The 22,891-nt window shown below is 67.3% G+C and carries 23 protein-coding genes; 4 read left to right on the forward strand and 19 right to left on the reverse strand.

Features of this window, described 5'->3' with window-relative positions; translation table 11 throughout:
• Positions 1–61: 61 nt before the first annotated feature.
• On the forward strand, positions 62–1,186 hold the full coding sequence (locus AC1D2H_RS13520; RefSeq protein ID WP_478011320.1) for a threonine aldolase family protein: 1,125 nt from the start codon (positions 62–64) through the stop codon (positions 1,184–1,186).
• On the opposite strand, the gene AC1D2H_RS13525 is transcribed toward AC1D2H_RS13520, so the two are convergent.
• The 4 genes from AC1D2H_RS13525 to AC1D2H_RS13540 form a co-directional block, all read right to left on the reverse strand.
• Positions 1,164–2,042: an alpha/beta hydrolase gene (locus AC1D2H_RS13525; protein WP_478011321.1), complete on the reverse strand. Its 879-nt coding sequence runs from the start codon at positions 2,040–2,042 to the stop codon at positions 1,164–1,166. The two genes, AC1D2H_RS13520 and AC1D2H_RS13525, sit on opposite strands and share 23 nt — an antisense overlap.
• A 117-nt stretch (positions 2,043–2,159) precedes the next feature.
• A complete protein-coding gene (gene infA, locus AC1D2H_RS13530; RefSeq protein ID WP_477931665.1) occupies positions 2,160–2,417 on the reverse strand; it encodes a translation initiation factor IF-1 in 258 nt (85 codons plus the stop codon).
• Positions 2,418–2,507: 90 nt separating this feature from the next.
• The gene (locus AC1D2H_RS13535) at positions 2,508–2,723 is read right to left on the reverse strand and encodes a hypothetical protein (RefSeq protein ID WP_477931664.1); all 216 of its coding nucleotides are present in this window, start codon (positions 2,721–2,723) and stop codon (positions 2,508–2,510) included.
• Between the two features lie 77 nt (positions 2,724–2,800).
• Positions 2,801–3,013 carry a cold-shock protein gene (locus AC1D2H_RS13540; protein ID WP_477931663.1) on the reverse strand — a complete coding sequence of 71 codons (213 nt, stop codon included), beginning with the start codon at positions 3,011–3,013 and terminating at the stop codon, positions 2,801–2,803.
• A 376-nt stretch (positions 3,014–3,389) separates the two neighbouring features.
• Here AC1D2H_RS13540 and AC1D2H_RS13545 point away from each other — a divergent pair, with 376 nt between their 5' ends.
• Positions 3,390–4,175 carry a hypothetical protein gene (locus AC1D2H_RS13545; RefSeq protein ID WP_477931662.1) on the forward strand — a complete coding sequence of 262 codons (786 nt, stop codon included), beginning with the start codon at positions 3,390–3,392 and terminating at the stop codon, positions 4,173–4,175.
• 11 nt (positions 4,176–4,186) lie between these two features.
• Here AC1D2H_RS13545 and AC1D2H_RS13550 read toward each other — a convergent pair whose 3' ends face one another.
• The 3 genes from AC1D2H_RS13550 to AC1D2H_RS13560 form a co-directional block, all read right to left on the reverse strand.
• A complete protein-coding gene (locus tag AC1D2H_RS13550) occupies positions 4,187–4,492 on the reverse strand; it encodes a DUF1330 domain-containing protein (RefSeq protein ID WP_477931661.1) in 306 nt (101 codons plus the stop codon).
• Between the two features lie 35 nt (positions 4,493–4,527).
• Positions 4,528–5,190 carry a PAQR family membrane homeostasis protein TrhA gene (gene trhA, locus AC1D2H_RS13555; RefSeq protein WP_477931660.1) on the reverse strand — a complete coding sequence of 221 codons (663 nt, stop codon included), beginning with the start codon at positions 5,188–5,190 and terminating at the stop codon, positions 4,528–4,530.
• 152 nt (positions 5,191–5,342) lie between these two features.
• Positions 5,343–5,789 (reverse strand): hypothetical protein, encoded by a 447-nt coding sequence (locus AC1D2H_RS13560; RefSeq protein WP_477931659.1) that lies wholly within the window; start codon positions 5,787–5,789, stop codon positions 5,343–5,345.
• A 227-nt stretch (positions 5,790–6,016) separates the two neighbouring features.
• On the opposite strand from AC1D2H_RS13560, the gene AC1D2H_RS13565 reads away from it, so the two are divergent.
• Positions 6,017–6,274, forward strand: coding sequence for a hypothetical protein (locus tag AC1D2H_RS13565; RefSeq protein WP_478011322.1), 258 nt, complete (start codon positions 6,017–6,019; stop codon positions 6,272–6,274).
• 28 nt (positions 6,275–6,302) lie between these two features.
• Here the strand turns inward: AC1D2H_RS13565 and AC1D2H_RS13570 are convergent, their stop codons facing one another.
• The gene (locus AC1D2H_RS13570; RefSeq protein WP_478011323.1) at positions 6,303–6,494 is read right to left on the reverse strand and encodes a hypothetical protein; all 192 of its coding nucleotides are present in this window, start codon (positions 6,492–6,494) and stop codon (positions 6,303–6,305) included.
• Here AC1D2H_RS13570 and AC1D2H_RS13575 point away from each other — a divergent pair.
• On the forward strand, positions 6,493–7,212 hold the full coding sequence (locus AC1D2H_RS13575; RefSeq protein ID WP_478011324.1) for a hypothetical protein: 720 nt from the start codon (positions 6,493–6,495) through the stop codon (positions 7,210–7,212). The two genes, AC1D2H_RS13570 and AC1D2H_RS13575, sit on opposite strands and share 2 nt — an antisense overlap.
• A 36-nt stretch (positions 7,213–7,248) precedes the next feature.
• Here AC1D2H_RS13575 and AC1D2H_RS13580 read toward each other — a convergent pair whose 3' ends face one another.
• The 11 genes from AC1D2H_RS13580 to pedF all read right to left on the reverse strand — a co-directional run bounded on the left by AC1D2H_RS13580 (position 7,249) and on the right by pedF (position 22,682).
• A complete protein-coding gene (locus tag AC1D2H_RS13580) occupies positions 7,249–9,435 on the reverse strand; it encodes a hypothetical protein (RefSeq protein WP_478011325.1) in 2,187 nt (728 codons plus the stop codon).
• A 294-nt stretch (positions 9,436–9,729) separates the two neighbouring features.
• A complete protein-coding gene (locus AC1D2H_RS13585) occupies positions 9,730–11,211 on the reverse strand; it encodes a hypothetical protein (protein ID WP_478011326.1) in 1,482 nt (493 codons plus the stop codon).
• A gap of 299 nt (positions 11,212–11,510) precedes the next feature.
• On the reverse strand, positions 11,511–12,248 hold the full coding sequence (locus AC1D2H_RS13590) for a TonB-dependent receptor domain-containing protein (RefSeq protein ID WP_478011327.1): 738 nt from the start codon (positions 12,246–12,248) through the stop codon (positions 11,511–11,513).
• Between the two features lie 53 nt (positions 12,249–12,301).
• Positions 12,302–12,967: a type 1 glutamine amidotransferase domain-containing protein gene (locus tag AC1D2H_RS13595; RefSeq protein ID WP_478011328.1), complete on the reverse strand. Its 666-nt coding sequence runs from the start codon at positions 12,965–12,967 to the stop codon at positions 12,302–12,304.
• Positions 12,968–13,073: 106 nt separating this feature from the next.
• The gene (locus AC1D2H_RS13600; protein WP_478011329.1) at positions 13,074–14,363 is read right to left on the reverse strand and encodes a phospholipase D-like domain-containing protein; all 1,290 of its coding nucleotides are present in this window, start codon (positions 14,361–14,363) and stop codon (positions 13,074–13,076) included.
• A 131-nt stretch (positions 14,364–14,494) separates the two neighbouring features.
• Entirely contained in the window at positions 14,495–15,625 is a 1,131-nt protein-coding gene (locus AC1D2H_RS13605) for a porin (protein ID WP_478011330.1), read from the reverse strand.
• A gap of 212 nt (positions 15,626–15,837) precedes the next feature.
• The gene (locus tag AC1D2H_RS13610; RefSeq protein ID WP_478011331.1) at positions 15,838–18,327 is read right to left on the reverse strand and encodes a TonB-dependent receptor; all 2,490 of its coding nucleotides are present in this window, start codon (positions 18,325–18,327) and stop codon (positions 15,838–15,840) included.
• Between the two features lie 23 nt (positions 18,328–18,350).
• The gene (locus tag AC1D2H_RS13615) at positions 18,351–19,292 is read right to left on the reverse strand and encodes a beta-propeller fold lactonase family protein (RefSeq protein ID WP_478011332.1); all 942 of its coding nucleotides are present in this window, start codon (positions 19,290–19,292) and stop codon (positions 18,351–18,353) included.
• A 10-nt stretch (positions 19,293–19,302) separates the two neighbouring features.
• Positions 19,303–21,423: a TonB-dependent receptor family protein gene (locus AC1D2H_RS13620; protein WP_478011333.1), complete on the reverse strand. Its 2,121-nt coding sequence runs from the start codon at positions 21,421–21,423 to the stop codon at positions 19,303–19,305.
• A gap of 27 nt (positions 21,424–21,450) precedes the next feature.
• Positions 21,451–22,272 (reverse strand): substrate-binding periplasmic protein, encoded by an 822-nt coding sequence (locus AC1D2H_RS13625; protein ID WP_478011334.1) that lies wholly within the window; start codon positions 22,270–22,272, stop codon positions 21,451–21,453.
• Entirely contained in the window at positions 22,269–22,682 is a 414-nt protein-coding gene (gene pedF / locus AC1D2H_RS13630) for a cytochrome c-550 PedF (RefSeq protein WP_477931706.1), read from the reverse strand. The genes AC1D2H_RS13625 and pedF overlap by 4 nt, the downstream gene beginning before the upstream one ends.
• Between the last annotated feature and the right edge of the window lie 209 nt (positions 22,683–22,891).

Raw genomic sequence — 22,891 nt, forward strand, 5'->3', positions numbered from 1 at the left:
GGCGAGAGTTTAGTGAACCCCGATCGGAAAGGCATTCCCGCCCGGTGTGACACTCGCGCCCATGCCCGCTGCAAGCTACTCCAACACCACCCTCCACGCCGATGCCGAACTGCGCAACCGCTGCACCCGCTGGCTCAACGGTCACCGGCCGCTGACGTCCATGCGCGACTCCCTGCTGGCCCTGGCCAAGCTGCCCGAGGCCGGGCTGCCGCTGGACGTCTATGGCCAGGGCCAGGCCATCCAGGCGCTGGAGGCCGAGGTGGCGGCCCTGCTCGGCAAGCCGGCCGCGCGCTTCATGCACAAGGGTGTGGCCGCCCAGCTGGCCGCCCTGCGTGTGCACTGCGGTGAAGGCGACGGCCCGGTGGCCCTGCACCCGCAAAGCCATATCGCCATCGACGAGGCCGAGGCTTTTGAAAAGCTGATGGGACTGCGCGGCCTGCGCATCGGCCGCACGGATCGGCCCAGCCGCATCGAGGAGGTGATGGCTGCGCCGGAGCAGCCAGCCGTCGTCACCGTGGAACTGCCGCTGCGCCGCGGCGGCTATGTGCTGCCCGAGTGGGACGACCTGGTTGCCCTCAGCCGGTGGTGCCGGGAGCGCGGCGTGCCGCTGCACTTCGACGGCGCCCGGCTCTGGGAGGCCTCGGCCTATTACGGTCGCTCGCTGGCCGAGATCGCCGCGCTGGCGGAATCGGTCTATGTGTCCTTCTACAAGGGCCTGGGCGGCCTGGCCGGCTGTGTGCTGGCCGGCAGCGAGGACTTCATCGCCCAGCTCGCGCCCTGGCAAACCCGCCTGGCCGGCAACCTCTTCACCGTCCACCCCTTCGTGCTGAGCGCGCTGCAAGGCCTGCGCACGCAGCTGCCGCGCATGCCCGCCTACCGCGAGAGGGCCCAGGTGCTGGCCGCCGTGTTGGCCGCCGAGCCCGGCTGGCGCGTGGCGCCCGAGCGGCCGCAGGTCAACGCCTTCCAGTTGCACCTGCCCGCCGCGCCCGAGGCGCTGCGCGAGGGGCTGCTGGAAGTGGCGCGGCGCGACGGCTTCTGGCTCGGCGCGCGGGCCGTGGCTTCGCACGTGTTGGCGGGTGGCGCCATGGTGGAAGTGGTCGTCGGCGATGCGGCCGAGGGCTGGCGTGACGGCGACGCGCTGGACGCGCTGCGGCGCGCCGTGGTCAGCGCCCAGGCGGTCCGTTGACGAAGGCCGTCACGTCTTCCAGCGCCGGCGCCAGCCAGCGCAGCGGCGCGCCGAAGGCCGCGATCAGCGTCATGTGGCCGACGCGGTCATAGAGCTTCACCGTCACCGGCACGCCGAGCGTCTTCAGCTTGGTGGCCAGGCCCTGCGTGTTGCGCTGCGGGTTCACCAGCTCGTCGTCCTTGGCCGCGCCCAGGAAGCTGCGTGGCGCGCCCTTGCCGGCGTGCTCCAGTGGCTGCGTGCGCGGCGGGTAGTCGGGGTGGAAGAACACCGGCTTGGCGTCGGGGTTGGTGATGGGCAGGAAGTCGTAGGGCCCGGCCAGGCCGATGAAACCGGCCAGCTCGCGCGGCGTGTGGCCGGTCGGCTGCAGCCAGCGCGCGTCCAGCGCCAGCATGGCGGCGTTGTAGGCGCCGGCGCTGTGGCCCATGACGAAGACCCGCCGCGGGTTGCCACCCAGGCCCTGGGCATGGCTCAGGCCCCAGGCCAGCGCCGCAGCGCTGTCGCGCAGGAAGTCGGGGTAGCGAACCTCCGGGTAGAGGCGGTAGTCGGCCACCAGCGTCAGGATGCCGCGCGAGGCCAGCGCCTCGCCGACGAAGGCGTAGTCGCCGCGCTTGCCGCGGTTCCAGGAGCCGCCGTAGAAGAACACCACCACCGGCCAGCCGTCGCGCGGCGCCGCGCGCGCCGGCTGGTACACGTCCAGCTGCTGGCGCGGCCCCGGCCCGTAGGCCACACCGGTCGTCAGCGTGTGCGTGTGGCGGGGTGCGAGGGCATTCAGCGCCTTCACCGGCGCGCAGGCCACCAGCACGCCCGCCAGCAGCAGGGCGCCAAGCAGGAAGAGGCCGGCTTTCAACATGGGCATGCGGAGCCTACGCGCTGGGGCGGCCGCTGGATGTCGGGCTGTGCACGGGCCGCACAAAAAGTATCGGCCGCCAGGGCATGCCGGGCGGCCGATCGGGGGTGGCTGAGCCGCGAGGGCTTAGCGGCGCTGGGCGCCCGTGGGCGCGGGGCGCGGACCGCCCAGGTGACGGAAGGTGATGCGGCCCTTGCTCAGGTCATAGGGCGACATCTCCAGCGACACGTTGTCGCCAGCCAGGATGCGGATGTGATGCTTGCGCATCTTGCCGCCCGTGTAGGCGATGACCTTGTGGCCATTCGTCAGCGTCACGCGGAAGCGCGAGTCGGGCAGGATTTCATCCACGACGCCTTGCATTTCGATCAGTTCTTCTTTGGCCAAGTGTTGGGCTCCGTTGCGAAAGTTAGACGGGAGGCCGAGCACGTGGCCGTGCCGGCACTTGTTGGTGCGGCCGGTGACCGCGCGCGCTCCTCAATGGCAGCGCGCCCAGGCAAGGCCTTCAGTCCGAGCGTAGTGCAATGCTGCCTGCGGGCTGATGAACTGCGGCGTGAAACGCATGACGCGATCCACGCTGGCCATGCCGCGACCGGAGCGGATCGACACCAAGGCGTCGAAACCGCCGCCCGCGCGGGCCTGGGTCATGGGTGAAACCAGAAAGCGTCCCACCTCGATATTGTTGTTGTTCATATTTTTCTTCTTTTTGGTGGTGCCGCGCCAGATCGAGCTGGCGGCGGCCTTGGGCGCACGAGGCGCCCGTGCACAAATTACAGCGTGCGGATGTTGGAAGCCTGCGGGCCCTTGGCGCCCTGCGTGGCTTCGAACGAAACCTTGGCGCCTTCGGCCAGCGAGCGGAAGCCGCCGGCGTTCTTGATTTCGCTGTGGTGAGCGAACAGGTCCTTGCCGCCGTTGTCAGGCGTGATGAAGCCGAAGCCCTTGCCGTCGTCGAACCACTTCACGGTGCCGGTTTCTGTAGTCATGGTGTTTCCTTTGGGAAATGTATAGATGGAAAAAATACTCCGCCAGCGTCATGCCGCGCGGAGACAGAAACACTCAAGAACACTCACCGGGAGTTGCTGAAGCGAGCCGCTCGCAAGAAGGGCCAGGGGATGGCCAGCGGGGCTGCAGATAAGACCTTGAGGAAACGGTCTTGTGCGAATCTATGCGCCGAATGTACCACGCGGCCTCTAAACCCTTGTAGGACGCGAGGCTGCAAGCCCGCCTGCGGCGGGGTTAGGTCACGGTTGGCGCCCCCGCGTTGCGTGGCCGGCGCTGCCCGAGCCCTTCTCAACTGGGGATGGCGGCCGCCACGGCCCGCGCCTAAGTTGGTTCTTTGGCCAGGCCAGGGAGGCCGCCATGAGATTCATCAAGCGCATGCGCCTGGCCGGGCTCGCCAGCGGCCTCATGGTGGCCGGTCTCACCGTGCTGGCGCCGCCTGCGGCGGCAGTGCCGCTCGCGGCCCCGGCATCGTTCATCCAGTGCCGCACCGACGAGCCGGGCAACCACGGGCTGCAAACCAGCACCTCCGGCTGCAGCCTGGGCGGCGGCGGGGCGCTCAGCGCGTCGGGCAGTGTCGGCATGGCGCCCTTCGTGCTGCTGTCGGGGCAGGCCAGCGCCTATGGCTTCCCAGCCAATGCGGTGGGAGCGAGCGTCACCGCGTGGCTGGACTACGAGTTCCAGGTCACCGGCGGCAACCCGGGCGACATGGTGCCCATCTCCATCGCCACCCACCTGGACGCCCTGGGCCGGGACAGCTCCAAGGCCTGGGCCATCGCCACGCTCAACGTCGCCAACGGCCTCGGCCAGGGCATTGGCGTGGCGGCCTGCGCGCCAGACCTGAATTGCGGCGGCGGCCCGTCATTCCATGGCGTGCTGTCGCTGCCGATGAAGTCTGGCGGGCCCAATGGCACGGTTCACCTGGCCATCACCGCCGCCGCGGGTGCCAGCTTCGTCGACGAGTTCGCTTCGGCCTCGGCCGACCCCTTCTTCTTCGTCGACCTGAGCTTTCCGAACGCCAATCTCTACACCGTGACCGTCAGTCCGGGCGTGGCCAACGCGCCCGTGCCGGAGCCCGGCACCGCCTGGCTGTGGGTGGGTGGCCTCGCGGCGCTGCTCGCTCTCGCGCGGCGGCGCAGCAGCTGAGCCCTTGCGGTTCAGCCCGGCTGCGGCCCGTCGTAGCCCTCGACGATGACGATGTCCGCCTCGGCGCAGGACTGGCGCAGCGCGATCTGCGGCGCGTACTCGGGCGAGCGGTAGCAGGCCTGCGCCACCTCGTAGCTCGGGAACTCGATCACCACATTGCGGCCGCGGCTGGCGCCCTCGGGGTTCTCGAACTGGCCGGCCCGCACGAGAAAGCGGCCGCCGAACTTGGCGAACACCGCGTCATTGCGCTGGACGTAGAGCTTGTAGGTCTCGGCGTCGCTGACGTCGACGCGGGCGATCCAGTAGGCCTTGGGCATGGGCACTCCTTGCTGAGGGGCCCAGTGTCGCGCCCTCAACCATAGGCGTACCAGAGCGCCGCAAAGAAGTGGCAGACGCTGCCGCCCAGCACGAACAGATGCCAGACGAAGTGCGAGTAGCGCACCTTGTTGTCCAGCAGGAAGACGAAGGCGCCCAGCGTGTAGCTCAGGCCGCCGGCGATCAGCAGCGTCAGGCCCGCCGCCGGCAGGCGCGACACCAGCGGCCCGGCCGCGAAGACCACCACCCAGCCCATGGCCAGGTAAAGGCCCGTGGACACGAAGCGGTGCTTGAGCCGGTTCAGCAGCTTGATGGCCACACCGAAGGCCGCCGCGGCCCAGACGGCGATCAGCAGCGTCGTGCCCGGGCCGGTATTCAGCACGCCGAGCGTGAAGGGCGTGTAGCTGCCAGCGATGAAGACGTAGATGGCGGCATGGTCCAGCCGCAGCAGCACCGCTTTGGCGCGGCCGCCCACAGGTAAGGCGTGGTACAGCGTGGAGATGCCATACAGCAGGATCATCGTGGCCGCAAAGACGGCAGCGCCCACCACATCGGCCGCGCTGCCGGCGCTGACCGCCCGCGTCACGAGGATGGGCAGGGCCGCGATGGCCAGCACCACGCCCAGGCCGTGGCTGATGGCATTGGCGATCTCTTCACCGAGGGTCTGGTCGCGGTCGGGGGTGGGCGTGAGGTGCAACATGATGGTCGTCTCGTACTGCTGAGAGATGGACCAAGCATGCCAGCGTGGCGTGACGGTTCCGACCCAAGGTTTGAGGGGGTTGAAAAAGCATGAGGTCGCCGCGCGGGACGCGAACAACGCCGAGCTCAGATGGGAGCCCGGGCCCCGCCCACCTACTTCAGCACCAGCTCCTGCAGCTCCATGCTGCCCGCCAGCTTGCGCATCACCTTGCGCTCGCCGGAGGCCGCGTCCTGCTTGTGCGGGTCCATGGCCATGAAGGCCTCGTACTTCTTCTGCACGTCCAGCTGCTGCGCGGTGGTCATGTAATCCTTGGACTCGATGGCCAGGATCAGGTCGGGCTCGCCCTCGCGAGGGTTGTTCACCGCGAACACGTGGTAGGACAGGATGTAGCCCTCCTTCTTGCCGAACTCGTTGGACTTCTTCCAGGTCTTGGCCAGGAAGTCCATGTAGTTCTCGAACTGCCCGGGCTCGATCTTGATATGGGAGAAGTTCCACACCGTGCTCGGCTTGTAGCTGGAGTCCTGGGCGAATGCCGCAGCGCCAACCATCGTCAAACCTGCCGCCAGCAGCCCCGTCAGCATGTGCTTCGCGTAGTTCATCTTGAAGTCCTCCTCACCGTCGACGCCGGTGAATGCGTTCGCGCGGTGGTGCGCCGGCGCACTGTGCGCCCGCGGCCCTGTTTGCGGTGAGACGGGCGGCGTCAGGGCGGCGAAGCGTCCTTCATCTTCAGGATGCTCGGGGGGTGCAGGCCAGCGGGGTTGATCCTCGTCAAGCGCCGCGCAGCCACGGCGGCGCATGCTGGGGCGAAGCTGTTGGAGGATTCCGCATGAAGCCGCTCGCCCCCGTTCTCGTCCTGGCGCTGGCGGGTTGCGCCGCCCAAGCGCCCCAAGGCCACACCGCCCACGCCTCGGCGGCTGAAGGCGCCCCCAAGGACGCCGCCAAGGGAGGCGGCATGATGGACGAGATGTGCAAGCGCCACGCCGCCGAGCCCGGGCGCGCCGCCAGCGCGCCCGACAGCATGATGGACAAGCACTGCAAGGCCCGGGCGGAGGCGCCCGCAGGCGCGGCCTCGCACGCACACTGAGCCCACGCGCAGCGCGGTTTCGCGTCAGTCAGGCCGCCTCGGCCACCAGCACGAAGGCCGGGGCCCAGAAGTAGTCGCTGATGTGCGCCAGGCGCGTCACGCGCCAGCCCAGGCCTTCGACCTTGTCGCGCCATACCGGCGCCGCCCTTATGCTGCGCCGCAGCCGTACAGCCCCAGACCGCGCCCAGCGCGGCAAGCCCGCTGGCGGCAAGGGAGCCATGAATATTCGAGACCTTGTCATCGGCGGCGTCGCGGGCGCGGCCCTTGCTGTCATCGCAACCCACTACTTCAGCGGTGCGTCGGCCAGCCCGGTGGCTGCGCCTGCCGCGGCTTCAACCAGCGCGCCGCTGGCCCCAGCCCTCGTGCCTCAGCCGACCTCGGCGCCTGCCGCTGCGGTGGCCGCCAGCCAGGTGGCATCGGCAAGCAGCCACGGCGGTGCGCCTGTCGCCGTCACGCCTGCAGCGGCCTGCCCGCCCGTGCTGGCCGCGGCCGACCCGCGCAAGACCGGCGCCTCCGCCGTGGCGCCTGCTGCCCTGCGCGTGGACGTGCCCGCCGTCGCGCTGTCGAGCGAGCATGCCAAATTGCTGCTCGACATGAGCGATCGGCCGCCCTCGCTGCAGGAACTGCATGCCCGCTTTGCCGGTGAGCCGCTGGACCCGGACTGGTCCCGGCAGATGGAGACGCAGTTGCGACAGTCGCTGCAGGATGCCGGCGTGCAGAAGGGCCTGGAGCTGCTCGCGGTGGAGTGCCGCCGCACCCTGTGCGAGTTGCGCCTGTTCGGCGTCGGGGCGGGCGCGGCCCAGCGCTGGGGCGGCACCGTCGGCCAGATCGCCCAACAGCCCTGGTGGGGGCCGAACTTCTCCGGCATCAGTTCGTCCACCACCGGGCCTGACGACCGGTCGGTCATCGCCACCATCCTGCATCGGGCGAAGCGGTGAGCGGGGCCGTGCCGGCCCCGCTCAGTGGGAGCGCGCTCACTGCGCCGGTTTGACCTGCAGCGATGCCTGTGGCGGGCGCTTGCTTGCGAGATCGGTCAGCATCGCTTCGACGCTGGTGTTGAAGTCCTGCATCTGACGCTTCTGGTCTTTGCTCAAGGTGCTGGCGGTGGCCGCCGCCTTGACCTTGTCAATGGTGCCGGCCAGGTCATGCAAGGTGCTGGCCACGGCCTTGTAGAAGGCCAGCAGGTCGCGGCTGCCGGTCATGGTGTTCTTCAGGGCGTTGATCTCGTCTTTTGCGATCTCGGCGTCGGCTCCGCTGTTGACGCGCTGGGTCAGCTCGCCGACGCGGAGCTTCGCTTTGGCGAGGCTGGCCTGGCCGTATTTGGCCGACGAGGCGTAGAGGTCGGTGGCCAGCGCCGACGTGTTGGTGGTCGGTTCCACGCCCTCGGCCAATCCCTTCAGCAGCTTGGCGTTCTGCACTGCCTTGGACAGGTCGGCGTCCGTGCCCGCATTCACCCCGGCAATGGCGGCCAGTGCCGGCGTGAGCTTCTTGCTGTCGGCGACCGAGTAGCTACCGAACTTCAGCGAGTCCACCGCAGGCTGCGTGGTGAGCCAGACGGCGGACTGGTCCAGGTTTCCGGCTTGGTCGGCCACCTGGCCCACCAGGTCTTTCAACACGTCGCGCGAGGTCTGGTCAAGGGTCACCGCCATGGTCTCGAAGCGGATGTCCAGCGTGTCGAAGGCGAGTGCGATGACGTAGGCGTCGGGCTTGGAACGATTGCGAGAGTCGCCGGTGAAGACCCTGTCGATCATCTGCTCCGTTGGGGTCGAGGCCTTGAACAGATTGGGGTCGGACACCAGACCATCCAGCTCCTTCTTGGAGAAGAACAGGAACTTGTGGTCCATGACGGAATTGGCGGGCACCTTGACCAGGTCCTGCATGGCATAGGTGACGATGTTGCGCTGGTAGCCCGGCCAGCGGTCCGGCCACAGCTTCTTGGCCTCGGGCACGACGATGCCCGTGAACAGCGCGACGTTTTTGGCGGCCTGAGCGCCGTAGCTGAAGACGCCCTGTGCGCCTGCGGCCAGCGCGCCGATGAATTCCAGGGCCCGGAAGGTGCGGTGCCGCGCCCGGTCCACCTCCTCGTCGGTGAGCACTGAATAGATCTGAGTCAGGCTGTGCGGCACGACGGACACCGGCACGGAGAAGGACGGGCCCGGCGCCTTGGGGTCGATCATGGCCGTACCCGAGGCGCGGATCATGCCGGTGCTGATGATCTTGGCGTCCGACTCCGTGTTGCGCACCGACACGCGAACCACGAAATAGTTCCTGGCGATCAGCGGCCCGAACAGGGCGGCGATGTCGTTCTCCGGGAGCGGGAAGGCATTGATGTCGTCGGGCCGGATGCGCGAGCGCAGCACCTGGGTGCGGAAGGCTTCGGTCTCGTAGGCGACGAAGACCCGGCGCGCGATGGACTTGCGGCGGTAGATCTCCTTGCCGTCGGCCTCCGCCGTCTCGGGCAGCGCGAACTTGTTCGCCGCCGTGACCTTGATGACGACCTTGTCACCGGTGTGCAGGCGGTCGATGAAGGGCTCCTGCAGGACGATTTCCAGGCCATCCTTCTGATCCTCGGAGGGCAAGTTGACCTTGAAGTCCGTGCTGCCGGACTTGAAGTCGCCGTTCAAGGAGACCGGGACCGTGCCTTCGATGCTGACGTCGATGGCGATGCAGGGCTGATCAAGGTCATAGCCCTCGACAGGGATACGCACGGCGCGTTCCCCGGCCTTGGACGGCCGCGGCGTTTGAGATGACTCGAAGGTGAACGTCGGGCTCCAGCCAACGGTGTGGATGGCCGGCATCTTCTTGGCGCATTCGACCTGATAGGCGGCGAACAACGGCGCGGCCAGTACAACCAGCTGATCGAAATCCGCCGTCGGCAGGTCGCCTACCAGGCGCTGCTGCATGCGCAGGGCATCTTGCCCCTCCTTGGTCGGCGCAGACGCCGACTTGGCGGCTTTGAAAACGCTCTGGTATTGCTCGGGCGTCAGGCGCCGCACAGCTTCGTTGAAGAACTGCGCATCATTCTTCAGCAGGGCCTTGGTACGGGCGCGCTTCAGCGCGTCGGTGGTCGTCGCGTCCTCTGCATGCGCGAGCGTTGTTCCCAGAGCCAGGCATGCCGCCAATGCGGCGGCGACAACGCGCCGATGGTTTCGTGTCGACATATGTCCTCCTTGAGGCTGCCGCCGTCATCGCGGCGAAATCGGAGGGCATCTTGTGTGGCGGCGGGCGGTGTTACATCCTCATCTGTAATGAGTGCTGCTCAAACAAGCCGGACATGACTACATCAGCCGCACGTGGCGTGCTGGTAATGGGTGTTGGTTAGGGGGGTGAGCCCACTTGCTGCGCATCATTGCGTGGTGCGCAGGCAATTGCCATCCGGCCGTTAGATTTGAGACTTGGCCCCAAATTCGCCACTGTTGTATGAACTGAGCCGGATATTAATTTCAAAAGAATGCCTAAGACTCTAGGTATGCGTTCTTAAGCAGCGTGATTCGAATATCCAGCAATACAATGGCAATTGTTATTGAGGCAAAAATATTAACCAAAAACAACTCGGCTAGTGTTTTTTGACTGTCGGCGCTTGACCACTTGACGGTTGAATCAAGTAATGCAAGCAGAATGCCCACTGGGGCCGCTGCCATGGTGACTGCCGAGACAATACCGGCTAATTTCCCTTTGTACAGGGCGATCCATGCTGTTTGATGGAGACGAATCTTCCCGTCTTGAGCTAGATTTCGGATGGGGAGTAAATGCATTAATAGGTAAAGTTGAATTGCGACAATAACAAATGCGCTGCCTTCTCTGGCGACATTCGCTGGCACTTTGACGCCTAGCGCTTCAAAAGTACCACCATTCTGTACGTACATTGATCGCAACAAGGCCTTGGCTTTGTTGACTTTGATATCAAGCAATTCTTCGGGTTGATTTGTCAGTCCCGGAAACATGCTGGAGAATGAGCTGACCTTTCCTGTGAATTGAGCATGTGAAATAAAGTATTGCATCAATGTTTTTTGCAAAGCAGGCGTGCCCTGAATTCCCAGCAATATCGAATGCTGTTCGTGTGAATTTGAACTGGTGGTTTCATTGCCGTATATTGTTGCACTGCACTCTAAGAATTTCTGGGAGCCCAGCAATAATTCTATTGAAAAATCATTGAAAACGTCTTCCGAGTTTTTATAGCCCGATTTGCACGTCGTGGTTTTTCTGAAATCAGTTGCGCTTGGGCTAAAGTGTTCGAGCGACGTGGATTTGCTAAACTTTGTGAAAACAGGCCCGATAAAGTCGGCGCCGTCATCTTTTCCTCCGACAAATCGGAACACGAGGCTATTGTTTTCAAATGCTCCCCCAATTCTGGCAAATGCAACCCTGCCATTTGCGTTGACGGTGTTGATTTCGCTCTTTGGGAAGGCAATGCCTCTGCTGAATCCTTCAAGCTTTATGGGCTTCCCTGCAGAATGGAGGGCGTCCCAAAATTGCTTGAATTCGTTGATGGTAAGGTCCGACAGAATTGCGGCTTTGTTTTTAAAATAAGAGGGTCCCGCCCCTAGCTCCATAAGATCCCAAACTCGGTCCTTAGTGTCACCTTCGAGAATTGGCTTCTGAATGGATATGGCATGGATTTCGCAGTCACCAAAAGCGGGAATCTTTAGCCCATTAAATTTCTGATCAAAACTGATGATATTGAAATCGTGATGCTGCTGGGGGCAGTTTGGTTGGTTGCTTGCGACGTAGTATTCTCGGTTCCATTCCCCAGGTATCTTGTAAACAAGTCTTTTTATGACTTCGATCTCATCCATCGCCTTGGCAAGAGAATCAGAGCCGGAAGGAAGAATTGCGACAAGCGTCGCTAAGCAGGCCGCCAGCAAGCTGAAATGAACAAGCCGAGCATGGGTAATGTGCTCTTTAATGTCTGGCTCTGAGGCGTCTGCAGATGCCATGAATTCCTCTTGTCCCCGCGGTTCTATAGACCAAGCCAAACGACGTTATTGCAGCTATCTGTAAGCCGCCTCCTCAGATTTGAGGATGTACGATTCCGTTAGTCACGAGGTCGGGGGCGCAAGTTCGGGTTCAGGTCGATCCGCTCAGATCTAAAAATCTTTAGCTCACCCCAGTGTTGCTGAGGCGCAGGGCGCGGGGCTCACACTGAGGTGGCTACGTGGACTACGTACGGGCCACTCGAATCAGGCGCCAGTTGGGAAAGGTGTCATCGTGGCCACGCATCGACGGCGCTTGATCGTCAGAAGAACACGATGCCGCCGAGCGCCACCCCATTCATCCGCGCCGAGTCCCCCACCACCGGCTTGGATGTCGTCCGGCTCAGCTCGCCCACCAGCGTCACGCTCTTGGTCAGGCCGTAATAGAGGCCGGCCGTCACATTGGTGTTGCTGCGCAGGTCGTTGTTCGCAGCGCCGTTCTTCAGCTTGCTCTCGCCCCAGTTCAGGCCGAACTTGGTCTTGGCCGTGGCCTGCTCATCCGAGCAAAAGCGATAACTCGCGTTCGCGCTCGCCAGCCACGTCCGCCCCGGCGCCGGCTCAAAGAACCGCCCATTCCCGTCGTTGACGATGACCGAGCCCGCATAACGCCGACCCGCCAGGTTGTCCACGCGCAGCAGCGCGCCCAGGTCCCAGGGCCCGAGGCTGAACTGGTAGCCGACGTGCGCGGCCAGCGTGGCGTAGCCGGGCGCCGCGTCGCTGTTGAGGTCGTTGACGTAGACCTTGCTCAGCGCGCGCGCCTCCAGCCCCGTGCGCCAGCCGCTGGTGGGCTGCCAGGTCAGCGCACCATAGACCGCCGTGCGGGCGATGCCGGGGATGCGGTTGTCTGCATTGACCTGTTGGTTGGCCGCGGCGCAGGGCGTGGCGGTGCAGGTCAGGAAACCGTCGCGGTAGCGCGCGTCCAGCCAGGTGGCGGCGACTTGCGCCTGCAGCGTGGGCGCGAGCTGGAAGAAGCCTGACGCCTCCAGGCTGCGGCGAAGCATGCCAGGGGCGGAGTCGCCGCGGCCGTGCTCCGCGCAAGGCGTCAACGCGCGGGTCAGCGCCCCGAGAGCGCCGCGACCAAGGCCTTCGCCACCGCTTCGCTCGAATTCGGGTTCTGGCCGGTGATCAGGTTGCCGTCCTGCTCGACGTGGCTGAGCAGGGGCAGCAGCGCGGAATGGAAATCGGCGCCGGCGGCCTTCATCTCGTCTTCCAGCAGGAAGGGGACGACGTCCTTCAGGCGCGCCAGGAACTCCTCGGCATTGGTGAAGCCGGTGGCGCGGCGGCCCTGGAAGAAGGGCTGGCCATCGGCGCGCTTGGCATGCACCAGCGCGGCCGGGCCGTGGCAGACGGCGGCGATCACCTTGCCGTTCGCATCGTGCCGCGCCACCAGGGCGTGCAGGGTGGCGTCCTGGGCCAGGTCCACCATCGGGCCATGGCCGCCGGGGATGAAGATGGCGTCGAAGGTCTCGTCCCGCATGGACGCCAGCGTGACGCTGTGCCGCAGCGCTTCCAGAGGCCTGGCCCAGGTGTCGCGCTGCTTGTCGGTCGGTTCGGTCTTGGGGTCCAGGGGCACGGAGCCGCCCTGGGGCGATGCGACCGTGACGGTGATGCCGGCCTCGGTGGCTGCCAGATAGGGCACGGCGAATTCCTCCAGCCACAGGCCGGTGGGATGGTCGGGCGCGAGCTGGGTGGCGCTGGTGGTGACGAAGAGGGCGCGCATGGCGGGCTTTCAAATGGGCAATGCCCCAATCTAGGCGGTCGCTCGCGCGCCCCGTGTAGGCGGCAATGCCGCGCGCGACGACGCGCAGGCCTGAAAGACGCCGCCTTCAGAGCTGGGTGTGCAGCGCCTTGGCCGCGTGTTCCAGCAGCCTCTCGGTCCAGGGGCGGTGGCGCCAGTCCTCCAGCGTGACGCGGCGTGCCTTGGCCCAGTCGGCCTCGAACACCTGCTGCTGGACGCGGCCAAAGTCCGCGCTCAACACATTGAGGTTGGCCTCGTCATTGAGGCGGAAGGAGCGGTTGTCGAAGTTCGTCGAGCCCACCGACGAGAAGATGCCGTCCACGACGATGCCCTTCACATGGAACATGGTGGGCTGGTACTCGGCGAACTCGATGCCGGCCTCCAGCATGGGGCCCCAGTCGCTGCGCGAGGCCAGGCGCACCACCTCTGAATCGATGTGCTCGCTGGGGGTCACCACGCGGATCTTGACGCCGCGCTTGGCGGCGTCGATGAGGGTCCGGACCGTCAGCTCGTCGGGCACGAAGTAGGAGTTGGCCAGGTCGATGCTCCTGCGGGCGGCGGTGATGGCCAGCAGGTACATCAGCTGCATGCTTTCGCTGCCGCCGCTGGGCGAGCTGCTGAACATCTGCGCGGCGTAGGGGCCGGCGGGCTTCAGCGCCGGGAAGTAGTTTTCGCCGTGCAGCACCTTGCCGGTGGCGCGCATCCAGTTGTCCAGGAACACGGACTGCATCTGCGCCACCACCGGGCCCTCGACGCGGTAGTGCGTGTCGCGCCACTCGCTCTTGTCGCGTGCCTTGCCGCGCCATTGGTCGGCGATGCCGACGCCGCCGGTGAAGCCCACGCGCCCGTCCACCACCAGCAGCTTGCGGTGGGTGCGGTTGTTCAGCTGGCCCCAGTTGGCAAAGCGCGGCTCGTGAAAGCGCACGCATTCCACGCCGCCGTCCTTCATCTCCTGCACGAGCGCCGCGTCCATCTTCATGCTGCCCACCCAGTCCAGCAGCACGTGCACCTTGACGCCGGCGCGGGCGCGTTCCGTCAGCGCCTCGACGAACTCGCGGCCGATGCTGCCCGACCAGTAGATGTAGGTCTCGAAGGTGATGGTCGTGCGGGCCGAGCGGATGGCGGCCAGCATGGCGGGGAAGATCTCGTCGCCGTTGAGCAGGGTCTCGACCTGGTTGCCCTCGACGATCTGCGGGCCGAGCAACGCGCCCAGCGCACGGCGGAACTCCGCGTCATCGGTCTCGTACAGCTTGGGCAGCTGCTGCTCGATCTTCTTCTCGTGGCCCGCCAGGTTCTGGTAGACGAGCACGCCCAACAGGGTCAGCACCGTCGTGGCCAGTGCGACCGCCAGATAGGAAGCCATGGTGCCCTTGCGCATCGCTTGTTCCGCCAACGGCCCGGCAGGCGGGCCGTCCCGTGTTGACGAAGCCGGCCCTTGCCAGCTTCAGAGCGACGATGTTAGGAACGATCCATGCGCGGCGCCGTAGGCCGAGGCGCCGCGATCAGGCGTCAGAAGAACACGATGCCGCCCAACGCCACCCCGTTCATCCGCGCGTCGGCACCCGCCACCGGCTTCGACGTCGTCCGGCTCAGCTCCCCCACCAGCGTCACGCTCTTGGTCAGCCCGTAGTACAGGCCGGCCGTCACATTGGTGTTGCTGCGCAAGTCGGCCGCTGCGCCATCCTTCAGCTTGCTCTCGCCCCAGTTGAGCCCGAACTTGGTCTTGGCCGTGGCCTGCCAGGTGGCTTGCAGCAGCAGGTTGGTCTGCTTGCGGTTGCCGCTGTCGCCGTCGGACAGCACGCCCAGGCCCTTGCCCGATTGCAGATTGGCCGCAAAGCCCAGCGCGCCGACGCTGACGCTGGCGCCGACCTCGGCCGCATTCATCGTGAAGCTGGCCGCGCCGCCCGTGCCTTCGAACTTCTGGCGCTTCACGCCCACCCAGGCCTTGCCGCCGTCGAACTTGGCTGTCGCCAGCGCCTGGAGCTGCGGCTCGTTGCGGCCGATGGAGGCGCCAGCGTCGACGGGGCTCATCAGCGCTACCGTGGCGGAGAAGCCGCCGCTGGCGGGCAGGCTGTAGGCGATCTGGCCGTAGGTGCCGAGGTAGGTGTAGCCGGAGCCGATGTGGCCCAGCGTGACGCGGTTGCGCTGGGTGGCGGCGACGGGCGCGCCGGCGCCGAGCAGGGTCATGTCGCCGAGGATGGCGGACTGGCCGAACAGGCCGTAGTCGCGGCCGAGCTTGACCGTGCCAATGGCGGCATTGCCGAAGGTGACGAAGCCCTGGCGCACGTCGACGTTGCTGTTGTTGGAGATCGCGTCGCCCGAGGCGACGGCCGCACCGATCATCAGCGTGGCCTGGATGTCGTAGCCGTCCTGGCGCGTCTTGGCCGTGGTGGTGAGGGCATTGGGCAGCAGGCCGTTGCCGATGACGGTGCGGCCGTCAGTGCCGCCGCAGCCCAGGCCCTTGGTCGCCAGCGCCACGCCGCCGACGGCCTGCGAGCCCGAGCAGCTGGTGTGGGTGTAGTAGGCGTTGACGATGCCGCCCAGGCTCAGGTCCCATTCGCCGGCCTTGAAGTCGGCGGCATGGGCAACCGTGCTTGTTGCGGCGATCGCGGTGGCGATAAGGGTACGAGTCGTGTTCATGTTGTCTCCAGTTGTGGTGATGTGGCCGAAGCGCTTTGCGCAAGCGCTGTGCCAGTACCGGGCTGGAGCGAGTGGCGCGCGCGGGCGTTGCCGCGCGGCGCAGTAGGAGCAATCGGGCGTGCCGTGCTGGCACGCAGTTGCGGGTGTGTACGCAGGTGCGCTGTTGCGTGCGCCGCGGGCGCGTTGTGCCCGCGTGTAGCAACGCCCAAGGGCTAGTACTCGTACCTGAGACCCAGTGACACAGCCCGCGGCGCACCCGGCGCGTAGAAGGTCGCGTGGCGCAACGGCCGGTCACCGTTGGCGTTGGCCGCAAAGGGCCGGCTCTGGAAGTTGCCCGCCTCGTTGAAGCCCGTGGGGCCGAGCTGGGCGGCGGTGGCGTAGGCGCGGTCGAGCAGGTTGTTGACCTGGGCGAACAGCTTCAGCCCCTTGCTCGGCTTCCAGGCCGCAGTGATGTACAGCACCGCGTAGCCGGCACTGCGACCCGCGCCGAGGTAGTGGCTGCCGTCGGGCCGGTGCTGGCCGTTCTCGTTGCCGCGCGCCGTCGAGCCGCCCATCGCCATGGCGTCCGCACCGAGGCTCCAGGCCTCGCCGAGGTCGAGATCGGCATAGAGCTTGAGCATCTTGCGTGGCACCAGCGGGATGCGATCACCGGGGCTGATCTGGATATTGCCGTCCACGCCGGGCAGGCCCGCCAGCGCCGCATCGTTGCTGCTGTTGGACGCGCCGTTGACGACCTCGGCCGTGCGGTAGCTGGCGTCCAGCAACGTGAGATTCACGCCCGCCGTCAGGCCCTTGGCCGGCTGGCTGCACAGGCCCAGCTCGACGCCCTGGCGGCGCGTCTTGCCGAAGTTCTTGAAGTAGCCAAAGCCGGCCGCGTCGTCGGCAACGAAGAGCAGGTCGTCGCGGTTGTCGGAGCGGAACACGCCGACGCTCCAGGCCAGCGGGCCGCCTGATGCGCTGCGGATGCCCGCCTCGGCAGTCGTCGTGACGACCTGCTTGAGCGGCGGGTCGCCGGCGAAGGCATTGGGCAGCTTGCAGGGGTTGGCGGGGTCGGCGCAGCCGAGTTCGATGGACGACGGGTCGCGGCTGCCCTGGTTGACGCCCACCCAGGCGTTGATGCCGGCCACCGGCGTGAAGGTCAGGCCGATGGCGGGGTTGAAGCGGCTGAAGCGGTGGTCGCCGTCCAGCGAACCCGCGCTGCCACCGGGCGTGATGGCATCGCGGTTGCGCACCGTGCTTTGGTTGTAGCGGCCCGACAGCGTCAGGTGCGTGCCGTCGGCGATGCCCAGCACCGTGCTGGCGAAGACGCTGAGCGTGCGCGTGCGGCCGGCCAGGTCGACGCGCGTGTCGTAGGGCGCGCCATCCACTTCGCCGCCGCTGATGCCGTCACCGAAGGCGCCGACACCGGCGATGCCGCGGTCGGCGTTGAGATAGCCCAGCTCTGAGCCCTGCATGAAGTGGCTGCGGCTGAAGTCGGCCGCGGCGCCAATGAGGGACTGGCTCTTGAGGCCGAACAGCGGGCCGTCGTGGCCGAGCTGGGCGGTGAAGCCCTGGTTGTGCTGATGGGTGCGGGTCTGGTTGATGACGCCATTGCACTTCTCGGCCGGCTCGTCCTTCAGCAGGGCCTGGGCGATGCAGCGCCACTTCGGGAAGGGCGTGTTGGCCGCGCTCTCGCCGGCGGTCGGGAAGCCGGTGTAGCCCGCGCCGGCGAGGGCCGCGCGTTCGGCGGCGCTGGGCTGGTAGAGGGACTGGTCCAGCGCGTCGTCGTTGAGGTCGCCGTTGTAGGTGCGGGTGCGGATCAGCCGCGCGTAGGCGTTGCCGCTCAGCGTCCACTGCGCGTTCAGGCTCTGCGACAGCGCGAGGTTGAGCAGGACCGAGCGGTTCCTGGTGTTGTCGGGCCGGGTGTAGACGCTGGCGCGGTCGCGGTCGAGAAAGCGCTGTTCCTGCAGGCCGTTGCCGTTCAGGCTGGTGCGGGCCAGCGCGGCGGTGAGGGCGACGTCGGTGTCGCCGCTGCGCCGGCCGAGCTTGGCGAAGAGCTGGCTCACGTGGGACGGCGAGTCGGCCCGCCAGCCGCGCTCGTTGAACTGGTTGCCGGTGATGAACCAGTGCCGGCCTTCGGCGTCGGCACCGCCATGCTCGAACTCGACGGCGCTGCGGCGGTGCGAGCCGGCCAGCAGTTGCAGCGAGCTGCCGGGGTGCTTCAGCCCATCCTTGGTCTGTACCGCCAGCGCGCCGCCCAGCGTGTTGAGGCCGAACAGCGGGTTGGAGCCCGGGTTGAGCGCGACGGCGGCGATGGCCGACCTGGGCAGCAGGTCCCAGCTGACGACATCGCCGAAGGGCTGGTTGAGGCGCACACCGTCCAGATACAGCGACAGGCCCTGCTGCGAGCCCAGCAGCGGCGAGGCCGTGTAGCCGCGGAAATTCAGGTCCGGCTGCAGCGGGTTGCCCTGCACCTCGTTGAGGTAGACGCTGCCCAGGCGCCGGTTCATGAAGCTGCTCAGGTCCAGGGCCTGGCTGCGCTCGAGGTCGGCGGCGCGGGCGGTCTGCACGGCCGACGGGATCCAGTCGCGCGGCACATCCACGCCCGGCACCGGCGACAGCGCGACGACCTCGACCCTTTCGAGCTGATGGATCTGGGCGTGGGAGGCGGACGCATAGGCGAGTGCCAGCGCCGCCCAGCATCTGCTGTGGCGGTGAGTCATGGTGTTCCTTGTGGGTGCCGCTGCTAGCGGATCACGACGCCCCAGGGCAGCTTGCCCACGGCCACGTCGGCCACGCGCTGCTGGGTCTCGGTGTCGATCACCGACACGGCGCCGGAGCGCCCGCAGGCCACGTAGAGCTTGCTGCCGTCGGGCGTCAGCGCCATGTTCCAGGGCCGCTGGCCGACCGGGATGGTGGCAACCAGCGTCATGCTCGCCAGGTCCAGCACCGAGACACTGGCCTCGCCGCCGTTGGAGATGAAGACGCGCCGGCCGTCGGGGTGCACGCTGATGCCGTTGCTCTTGGCGCCGGCCTTGAGCTTGTTCAACACGGTGAAGGTCAGGGTGTTGATGACATAGATCTCGCTGGACATCTCGGCGGCGACAAAGGCGCGCTTGCCGTCCGGCGAGAAGCCGATGCCGCGCGGCCGCGTGCCGACGGGGATCTGCGCGACCTGGCTGCGCTTGTCCACGTCGATGACGTCCACGGCGCTGCCTTCCTCCGCGCTGACCAATACCCAGCGCCCATCGGGGCTGAAGACGGCGTGCTCGGGGTTCTTGCCCTTCACCTTGACGGCGAAGCTGCGGGCCATGGTGCGCGTGTCGACGAAGACGATCTCGTTGGCCTCTTCGACGGCGGCCACGACCCAGCGGCCGTCGGGGGACTGGCCCAGGCCTTCGGGTGACTCGCCGAGCGGGATCTCGCCGGCCTGGCGGCGCGCGGCGAGGTCGAGCACGACAAGGCGGTTGCCGGGCTGGTCGCTGACATAGGCACGGCGGCCATCGGGGCTGATGACGGCGCCGCGTGGCTTGGCGCCGGCGGGCAGTTCGTAGAGCACGGCGTCGGTGGCGGTGTCGATGACGCTGAGCGTGCCCGAGCCCTCGTTGGAGACGTAAGCCAGCGGGCCGGCATGCGCCGAGGCAATGGCCGTGACGAGCAGGGTCAGCGTGGGCAGGAGGCGGTGCATGGCGGCTCTCCTAGAAGCGATAGCTCGCGTTGGCACTGGCGAGGAAGGTGCGACCCGGTGCGGGCTCGAAGAAGCGGCCGTTGCCGTCGTTGACGATGACGGAGCCGGCGTAGCGGCGGTCGCCCAGGTTGTCCACGCGCAGCAAGGCGCCGAGGTCCCAGGGGCCGAGGCTGAACTGGTAGCCGACGTGGGCGGCCAGCGTCGCGTAACCGGGGGCGGCGTCGTTGTTGAGGTCGTTGACATAGACCTTGCTCAGTGCGCGCGCCTCCAGGCCGGTGCGCCAGCCACTGATGGGCTGCCAGGTCAGCGCGCCATAGACCGCCGTGCGCGCGATGCCGGGGATGCGGTTGTCGGCGTTGACCTGTTGGTTGGCCGCGGCGCAGGGCGTGGCCGTGCAGGTCAGGAAGCCGTCGCGGTAGCGCGCGTCCAGCCAGGTCGCGGCGACTTGCGCCTGCAGCGTGGGCGCGAGCTGGAAGGCAGCTGACGCCTCCAGGCCGCGGCGGCGGGTGGCGCCGGCGTTCTGGTAGGTGGCGCGGCCGCCGAGATTGGTCTGCGTGACGATCTCGTGCTCGGTGCCGGTCTGGAACAGCGCCAGCGTGAGTTCGCTGCCGTCCCAGGGCTTGGCCTTGATGCCGGCTTCGATGCTGCGGCTCAGCGAGGCCTGCAGGCCGAAGTTCAGGCCCGTGCCACCGCTGGGGCGGTAGGCCAGCTCGTTGAGCGTGGGCGTCTCGAAGCCGCGGCCGGCGGTGGCGTAGACGCGCAGCCTGTCGTCGACGGCGTAGCTGGCGCCCAGCACCGGCAGGTTGGCCGCGTAGCTGGCGGCGCCGCTGTCGTCGGGGTTGGTCTTGGTGATGTAGGCGTCGGTCGAGCGGAAGTCGACCTTGCTGCGCCTCACGCCGGCGCTGAGCAGCCAGGCCGGCGTGGGCCGCCATTCGGCCTGCAGATAGGGGTCGGCATTGCTGACGTGGTTGGTCTCGTCGCGGCGCAGGGCGCCTTGCACGCCAAGGGTCGTGCCGATGAAGTTCTGGTAACCGACGCGGTGCTCACTCAGCTCATCGGCGGCGATGCCGGCGATGACGCTGGCCGTGGCGCTCTTCCAGCGCCAGCGCACATCGGCGCCCTGGTAGTCGCGGGCCAGGTCGATGACGCCGCCGGGGTGCAGGGGGCTGGCCTGCGTGGCGACCGGGATGGACTGGAACTGCGTCGTTGTGCGGTGGCCCTGGTAGACCATCACGCGCAGCGAGTTGCTGGCGTCGATTCCGTGCTCCAGCACCAGGCCGCCCTGGGCCTGCTTCATGGTCTTGCGCGTGTCGAAGCTCAGCGCGCCGGGGTCGACACCGCGCGGGTTGGCCTGCCATTGCGCGCGGGTCAGGCCCAGCGGGTCCTGGGCCTCGGGCAGCTCGACGCTGTTGGCGATGAGGGTCAGCTGGGTGTCGGCGCCGAGCTTGAAGTTCAGTCGCGCATTGCCCAGGCGCCTTTCGGTCTGGCTGTGCTGGCGGTAGCCGTCGGTCTCGAAGCGGCTGGCGCCCAGCGTGTAGCCGATGGCGCCGGCCTTGCCGCTGCTGGAGGCGGCCACGCGACGCAGGCCGTCGCTGCCGAAGCTGACGCCGGCGTCCAGGCGCGGCGGGCCGGCGGGGTTCTCGGAGTAGATGCTGATGACGCCGCCCGAGGAATTGCCGTACAGCGCCGAGAACGGCCCGCGCAGCACCTCCACGCGGCCCACCGTGCCGATCTCGACATTGGTGATCTGGCCCTGGCCGTCGGGCAGGGTGGCGGGGATGTCGTCCACATAGACGCGCACGCCGCGGATGCCGAAGCTGGCCCGTGCGCCGAAGCCGCGCACCGAGATCTGCACGTCCTGGGCGTAGTTCTGGCGGTCGCGCGCCAGCAGGCCCGGCACGGCGCCCAGGCCCTCGGAGATATTGACCTGGGCGCGGCCGGCGCGTAGCGCGTCGCCGTCGATGCGATCGATGGAGGCGGGCACGTCGAAAGGCGCGGCTTCGGTGCGCGTGGCGGTGACGAGGACGGGTTCGAGCACGGTCGGCACGGGTGCTGCATAAGCCGTGGCGCTGGCGGCAGCGAGTGCGAGGGCGGTCCTTCGCGTCAGGTGCGCGAATCGATTTGTAGTCATGCTTGTCTCCTGCGGCTGTCGTTCGGCTCAGGGCGAACGCCAGGCCACCTTGTGTTGGGCAAAGATCTCGGCCACGCGGCCTTGTTGCACCAGGCCGTTGAGCGCTTGCTGCAGGGCCTGGGCGAGGTCGGTGGCGTCGCGCTTCACGGCCATGCCGGCAGCCCAGCCGTCGCGCGGCGCCCGGGGCGAAGGCAGGGGCTCGATGCGGTAGGCAGTATCCCCGGCCAGCACCGCCTCCAGTTCCGAGGCCAGGCCGGCCGCCGCGGCCACCTCGCCGCGCTGCAGCGCGCGGGCCGCTTCACAGCCGTCCTTGAACTGCGTCAGCAACTGCTCGCGGTAGGCGCCGCTGTCCGCGCCGATCATCAGCCAGCCCGCCAGCGTCTGGCCCGGCACGGCGACGCGGCGCTTGCCGAGCTGGGACAGCGCATCCAGCGTGGGCAGCTCGTCGACGCGGCGCGCCAGCATGACGCGTTCACGGTAGTAGGGGCCGAAGATGGTGGCCTGCGGCGTGGCGTCGATCAGCGGGCGGTCCACCGGTACATGCAGCAGCACGTCGGCCGGGCCGTAGCCGAGGTAGTGGCCCTTCCAGACCATGTTGCGCAGGTCGTCGTTCATGTTCTCGTCGGCATTGAAGGGCAGCGGCGAGAACTTGACGCCCAGCGCCTCGGCCAGGGCCTTGCCCAGCTCCATGTCGATGCCCTGGCCCTTGACGTGGAAGGGCGGCATGTCCTCGTACAGACCGACGACGAGGCGGCCGCGTTCGCGCACCTGGGCGAGCGTGGCGGCACCGGCGCCGTTGCTCCAGGCGGCCGCTGCGGCGCCCCAGGCCAGCAGTTCACGGCGCCTCACAGCGGCTTCTCCCGGCGCGTTTCCAGATAGGTCTTCACGGCCCACATGGCTTCCTGGTTGAACACGCCTTCGAAGGGCGGCATGTAGACGGCGCCGTTGCGGCTGCGGCCGTGGCGAACGGTGTTCAGGAAGTAGTCGTCGTTCTCCTTCACGCAGGCGGCCTTCTTGGCGGCGTCCTTCAGCGTGGTGCAGTCGTTGTCCAGGCGGCGCAGGTCGGGGGCGATGCCGCCCGAGATGGCTTCCAGGCCGTGGCAGCGGGCGCAGTTCTGGTTGAAGGCCGAGGTGCCGACCTTGATGGCGGCCTCGTTGCCGCGGTAGGGGTTCTCGGGGCGCCAGGCCTCTCCCAGCGGCGGCAGGGTGGAGGTGTCCACGGCTTGCGGCGTGACGTCGCCGTGGGCCCAGGCCTGCATGGTCGCGGCGACGGCGGCCAGGCAGAGGATGCCGCCAATGACAAGGGGATGGGGTTTCATGAGGCTGTCTCCGTTGTGGTCGTGATCTGTCCGCCCGCTGGGCTTGGCCTTCTTTCTGCAATCGACATGCCAGGACGGGATTGCTCCAACTTGGAACAGTGGCGTGATCCGCGCTTGATCGGTGTCATGGACAGCCGGATCGGTTTGGG

The organism is Roseateles sp. P1_C1_2, from assembly GCF_056406535.1.

Coding starts and splice junctions, on each gene's coding strand:
- AC1D2H_RS13580 (WP_478011325.1), bottom strand. CDS start 9,435: ATGTCGACACGAAACCATCGGCGCGTTGTCGCCGCCGCATTGGCGGCA.
- AC1D2H_RS13585 (WP_478011326.1), bottom strand. CDS start 11,211: ATGGCATCTGCAGACGCCTCAGAGCCAGACATTAAAGAGCACATTACC.
- AC1D2H_RS13590 (WP_478011327.1), bottom strand. CDS start 12,248: ATGCTTCGCCGCAGCCTGGAGGCGTCAGGCTTCTTCCAGCTCGCGCCC.
- AC1D2H_RS13615 (WP_478011332.1), bottom strand. CDS start 19,292: ATGCACCGCCTCCTGCCCACGCTGACCCTGCTCGTCACGGCCATTGCC.
- AC1D2H_RS13520 (WP_478011320.1), top strand. CDS start 62: ATGCCCGCTGCAAGCTACTCCAACACCACCCTCCACGCCGATGCCGAA.
- AC1D2H_RS13575 (WP_478011324.1), top strand. CDS start 6,493: ATGAATATTCGAGACCTTGTCATCGGCGGCGTCGCGGGCGCGGCCCTT.
- AC1D2H_RS13550 (WP_477931661.1), bottom strand. CDS start 4,492: ATGCCCAAGGCCTACTGGATCGCCCGCGTCGACGTCAGCGACGCCGAG.
- AC1D2H_RS13545 (WP_477931662.1), top strand. CDS start 3,390: ATGAGATTCATCAAGCGCATGCGCCTGGCCGGGCTCGCCAGCGGCCTC.
- AC1D2H_RS13600 (WP_478011329.1), bottom strand. CDS start 14,363: ATGCGCAAGGGCACCATGGCTTCCTATCTGGCGGTCGCACTGGCCACG.
- AC1D2H_RS13535 (WP_477931664.1), bottom strand. CDS start 2,723: ATGAACAACAACAATATCGAGGTGGGACGCTTTCTGGTTTCACCCATG.
- AC1D2H_RS13610 (WP_478011331.1), bottom strand. CDS start 18,327: ATGACTCACCGCCACAGCAGATGCTGGGCGGCGCTGGCACTCGCCTAT.
- pedF (WP_477931706.1), bottom strand. CDS start 22,682: ATGCAGGCCTGGGCCCACGGCGACGTCACGCCGCAAGCCGTGGACACC.
- AC1D2H_RS13595 (WP_478011328.1), bottom strand. CDS start 12,967: ATGCGCGCCCTCTTCGTCACCACCAGCGCCACCCAGCTCGCGCCCGAC.
- AC1D2H_RS13525 (WP_478011321.1), bottom strand. CDS start 2,042: ATGCCCATGTTGAAAGCCGGCCTCTTCCTGCTTGGCGCCCTGCTGCTG.
- AC1D2H_RS13605 (WP_478011330.1), bottom strand. CDS start 15,625: ATGAACACGACTCGTACCCTTATCGCCACCGCGATCGCCGCAACAAGC.
- AC1D2H_RS13570 (WP_478011323.1), bottom strand. CDS start 6,494: ATGGCTCCCTTGCCGCCAGCGGGCTTGCCGCGCTGGGCGCGGTCTGGG.
- AC1D2H_RS13620 (WP_478011333.1), bottom strand. CDS start 21,423: ATGACTACAAATCGATTCGCGCACCTGACGCGAAGGACCGCCCTCGCA.
- trhA (WP_477931660.1), bottom strand. CDS start 5,190: ATGTTGCACCTCACGCCCACCCCCGACCGCGACCAGACCCTCGGTGAA.
- AC1D2H_RS13540 (WP_477931663.1), bottom strand. CDS start 3,013: ATGACTACAGAAACCGGCACCGTGAAGTGGTTCGACGACGGCAAGGGC.
- AC1D2H_RS13565 (WP_478011322.1), top strand. CDS start 6,017: ATGAAGCCGCTCGCCCCCGTTCTCGTCCTGGCGCTGGCGGGTTGCGCC.
- AC1D2H_RS13560 (WP_477931659.1), bottom strand. CDS start 5,789: ATGAACTACGCGAAGCACATGCTGACGGGGCTGCTGGCGGCAGGTTTG.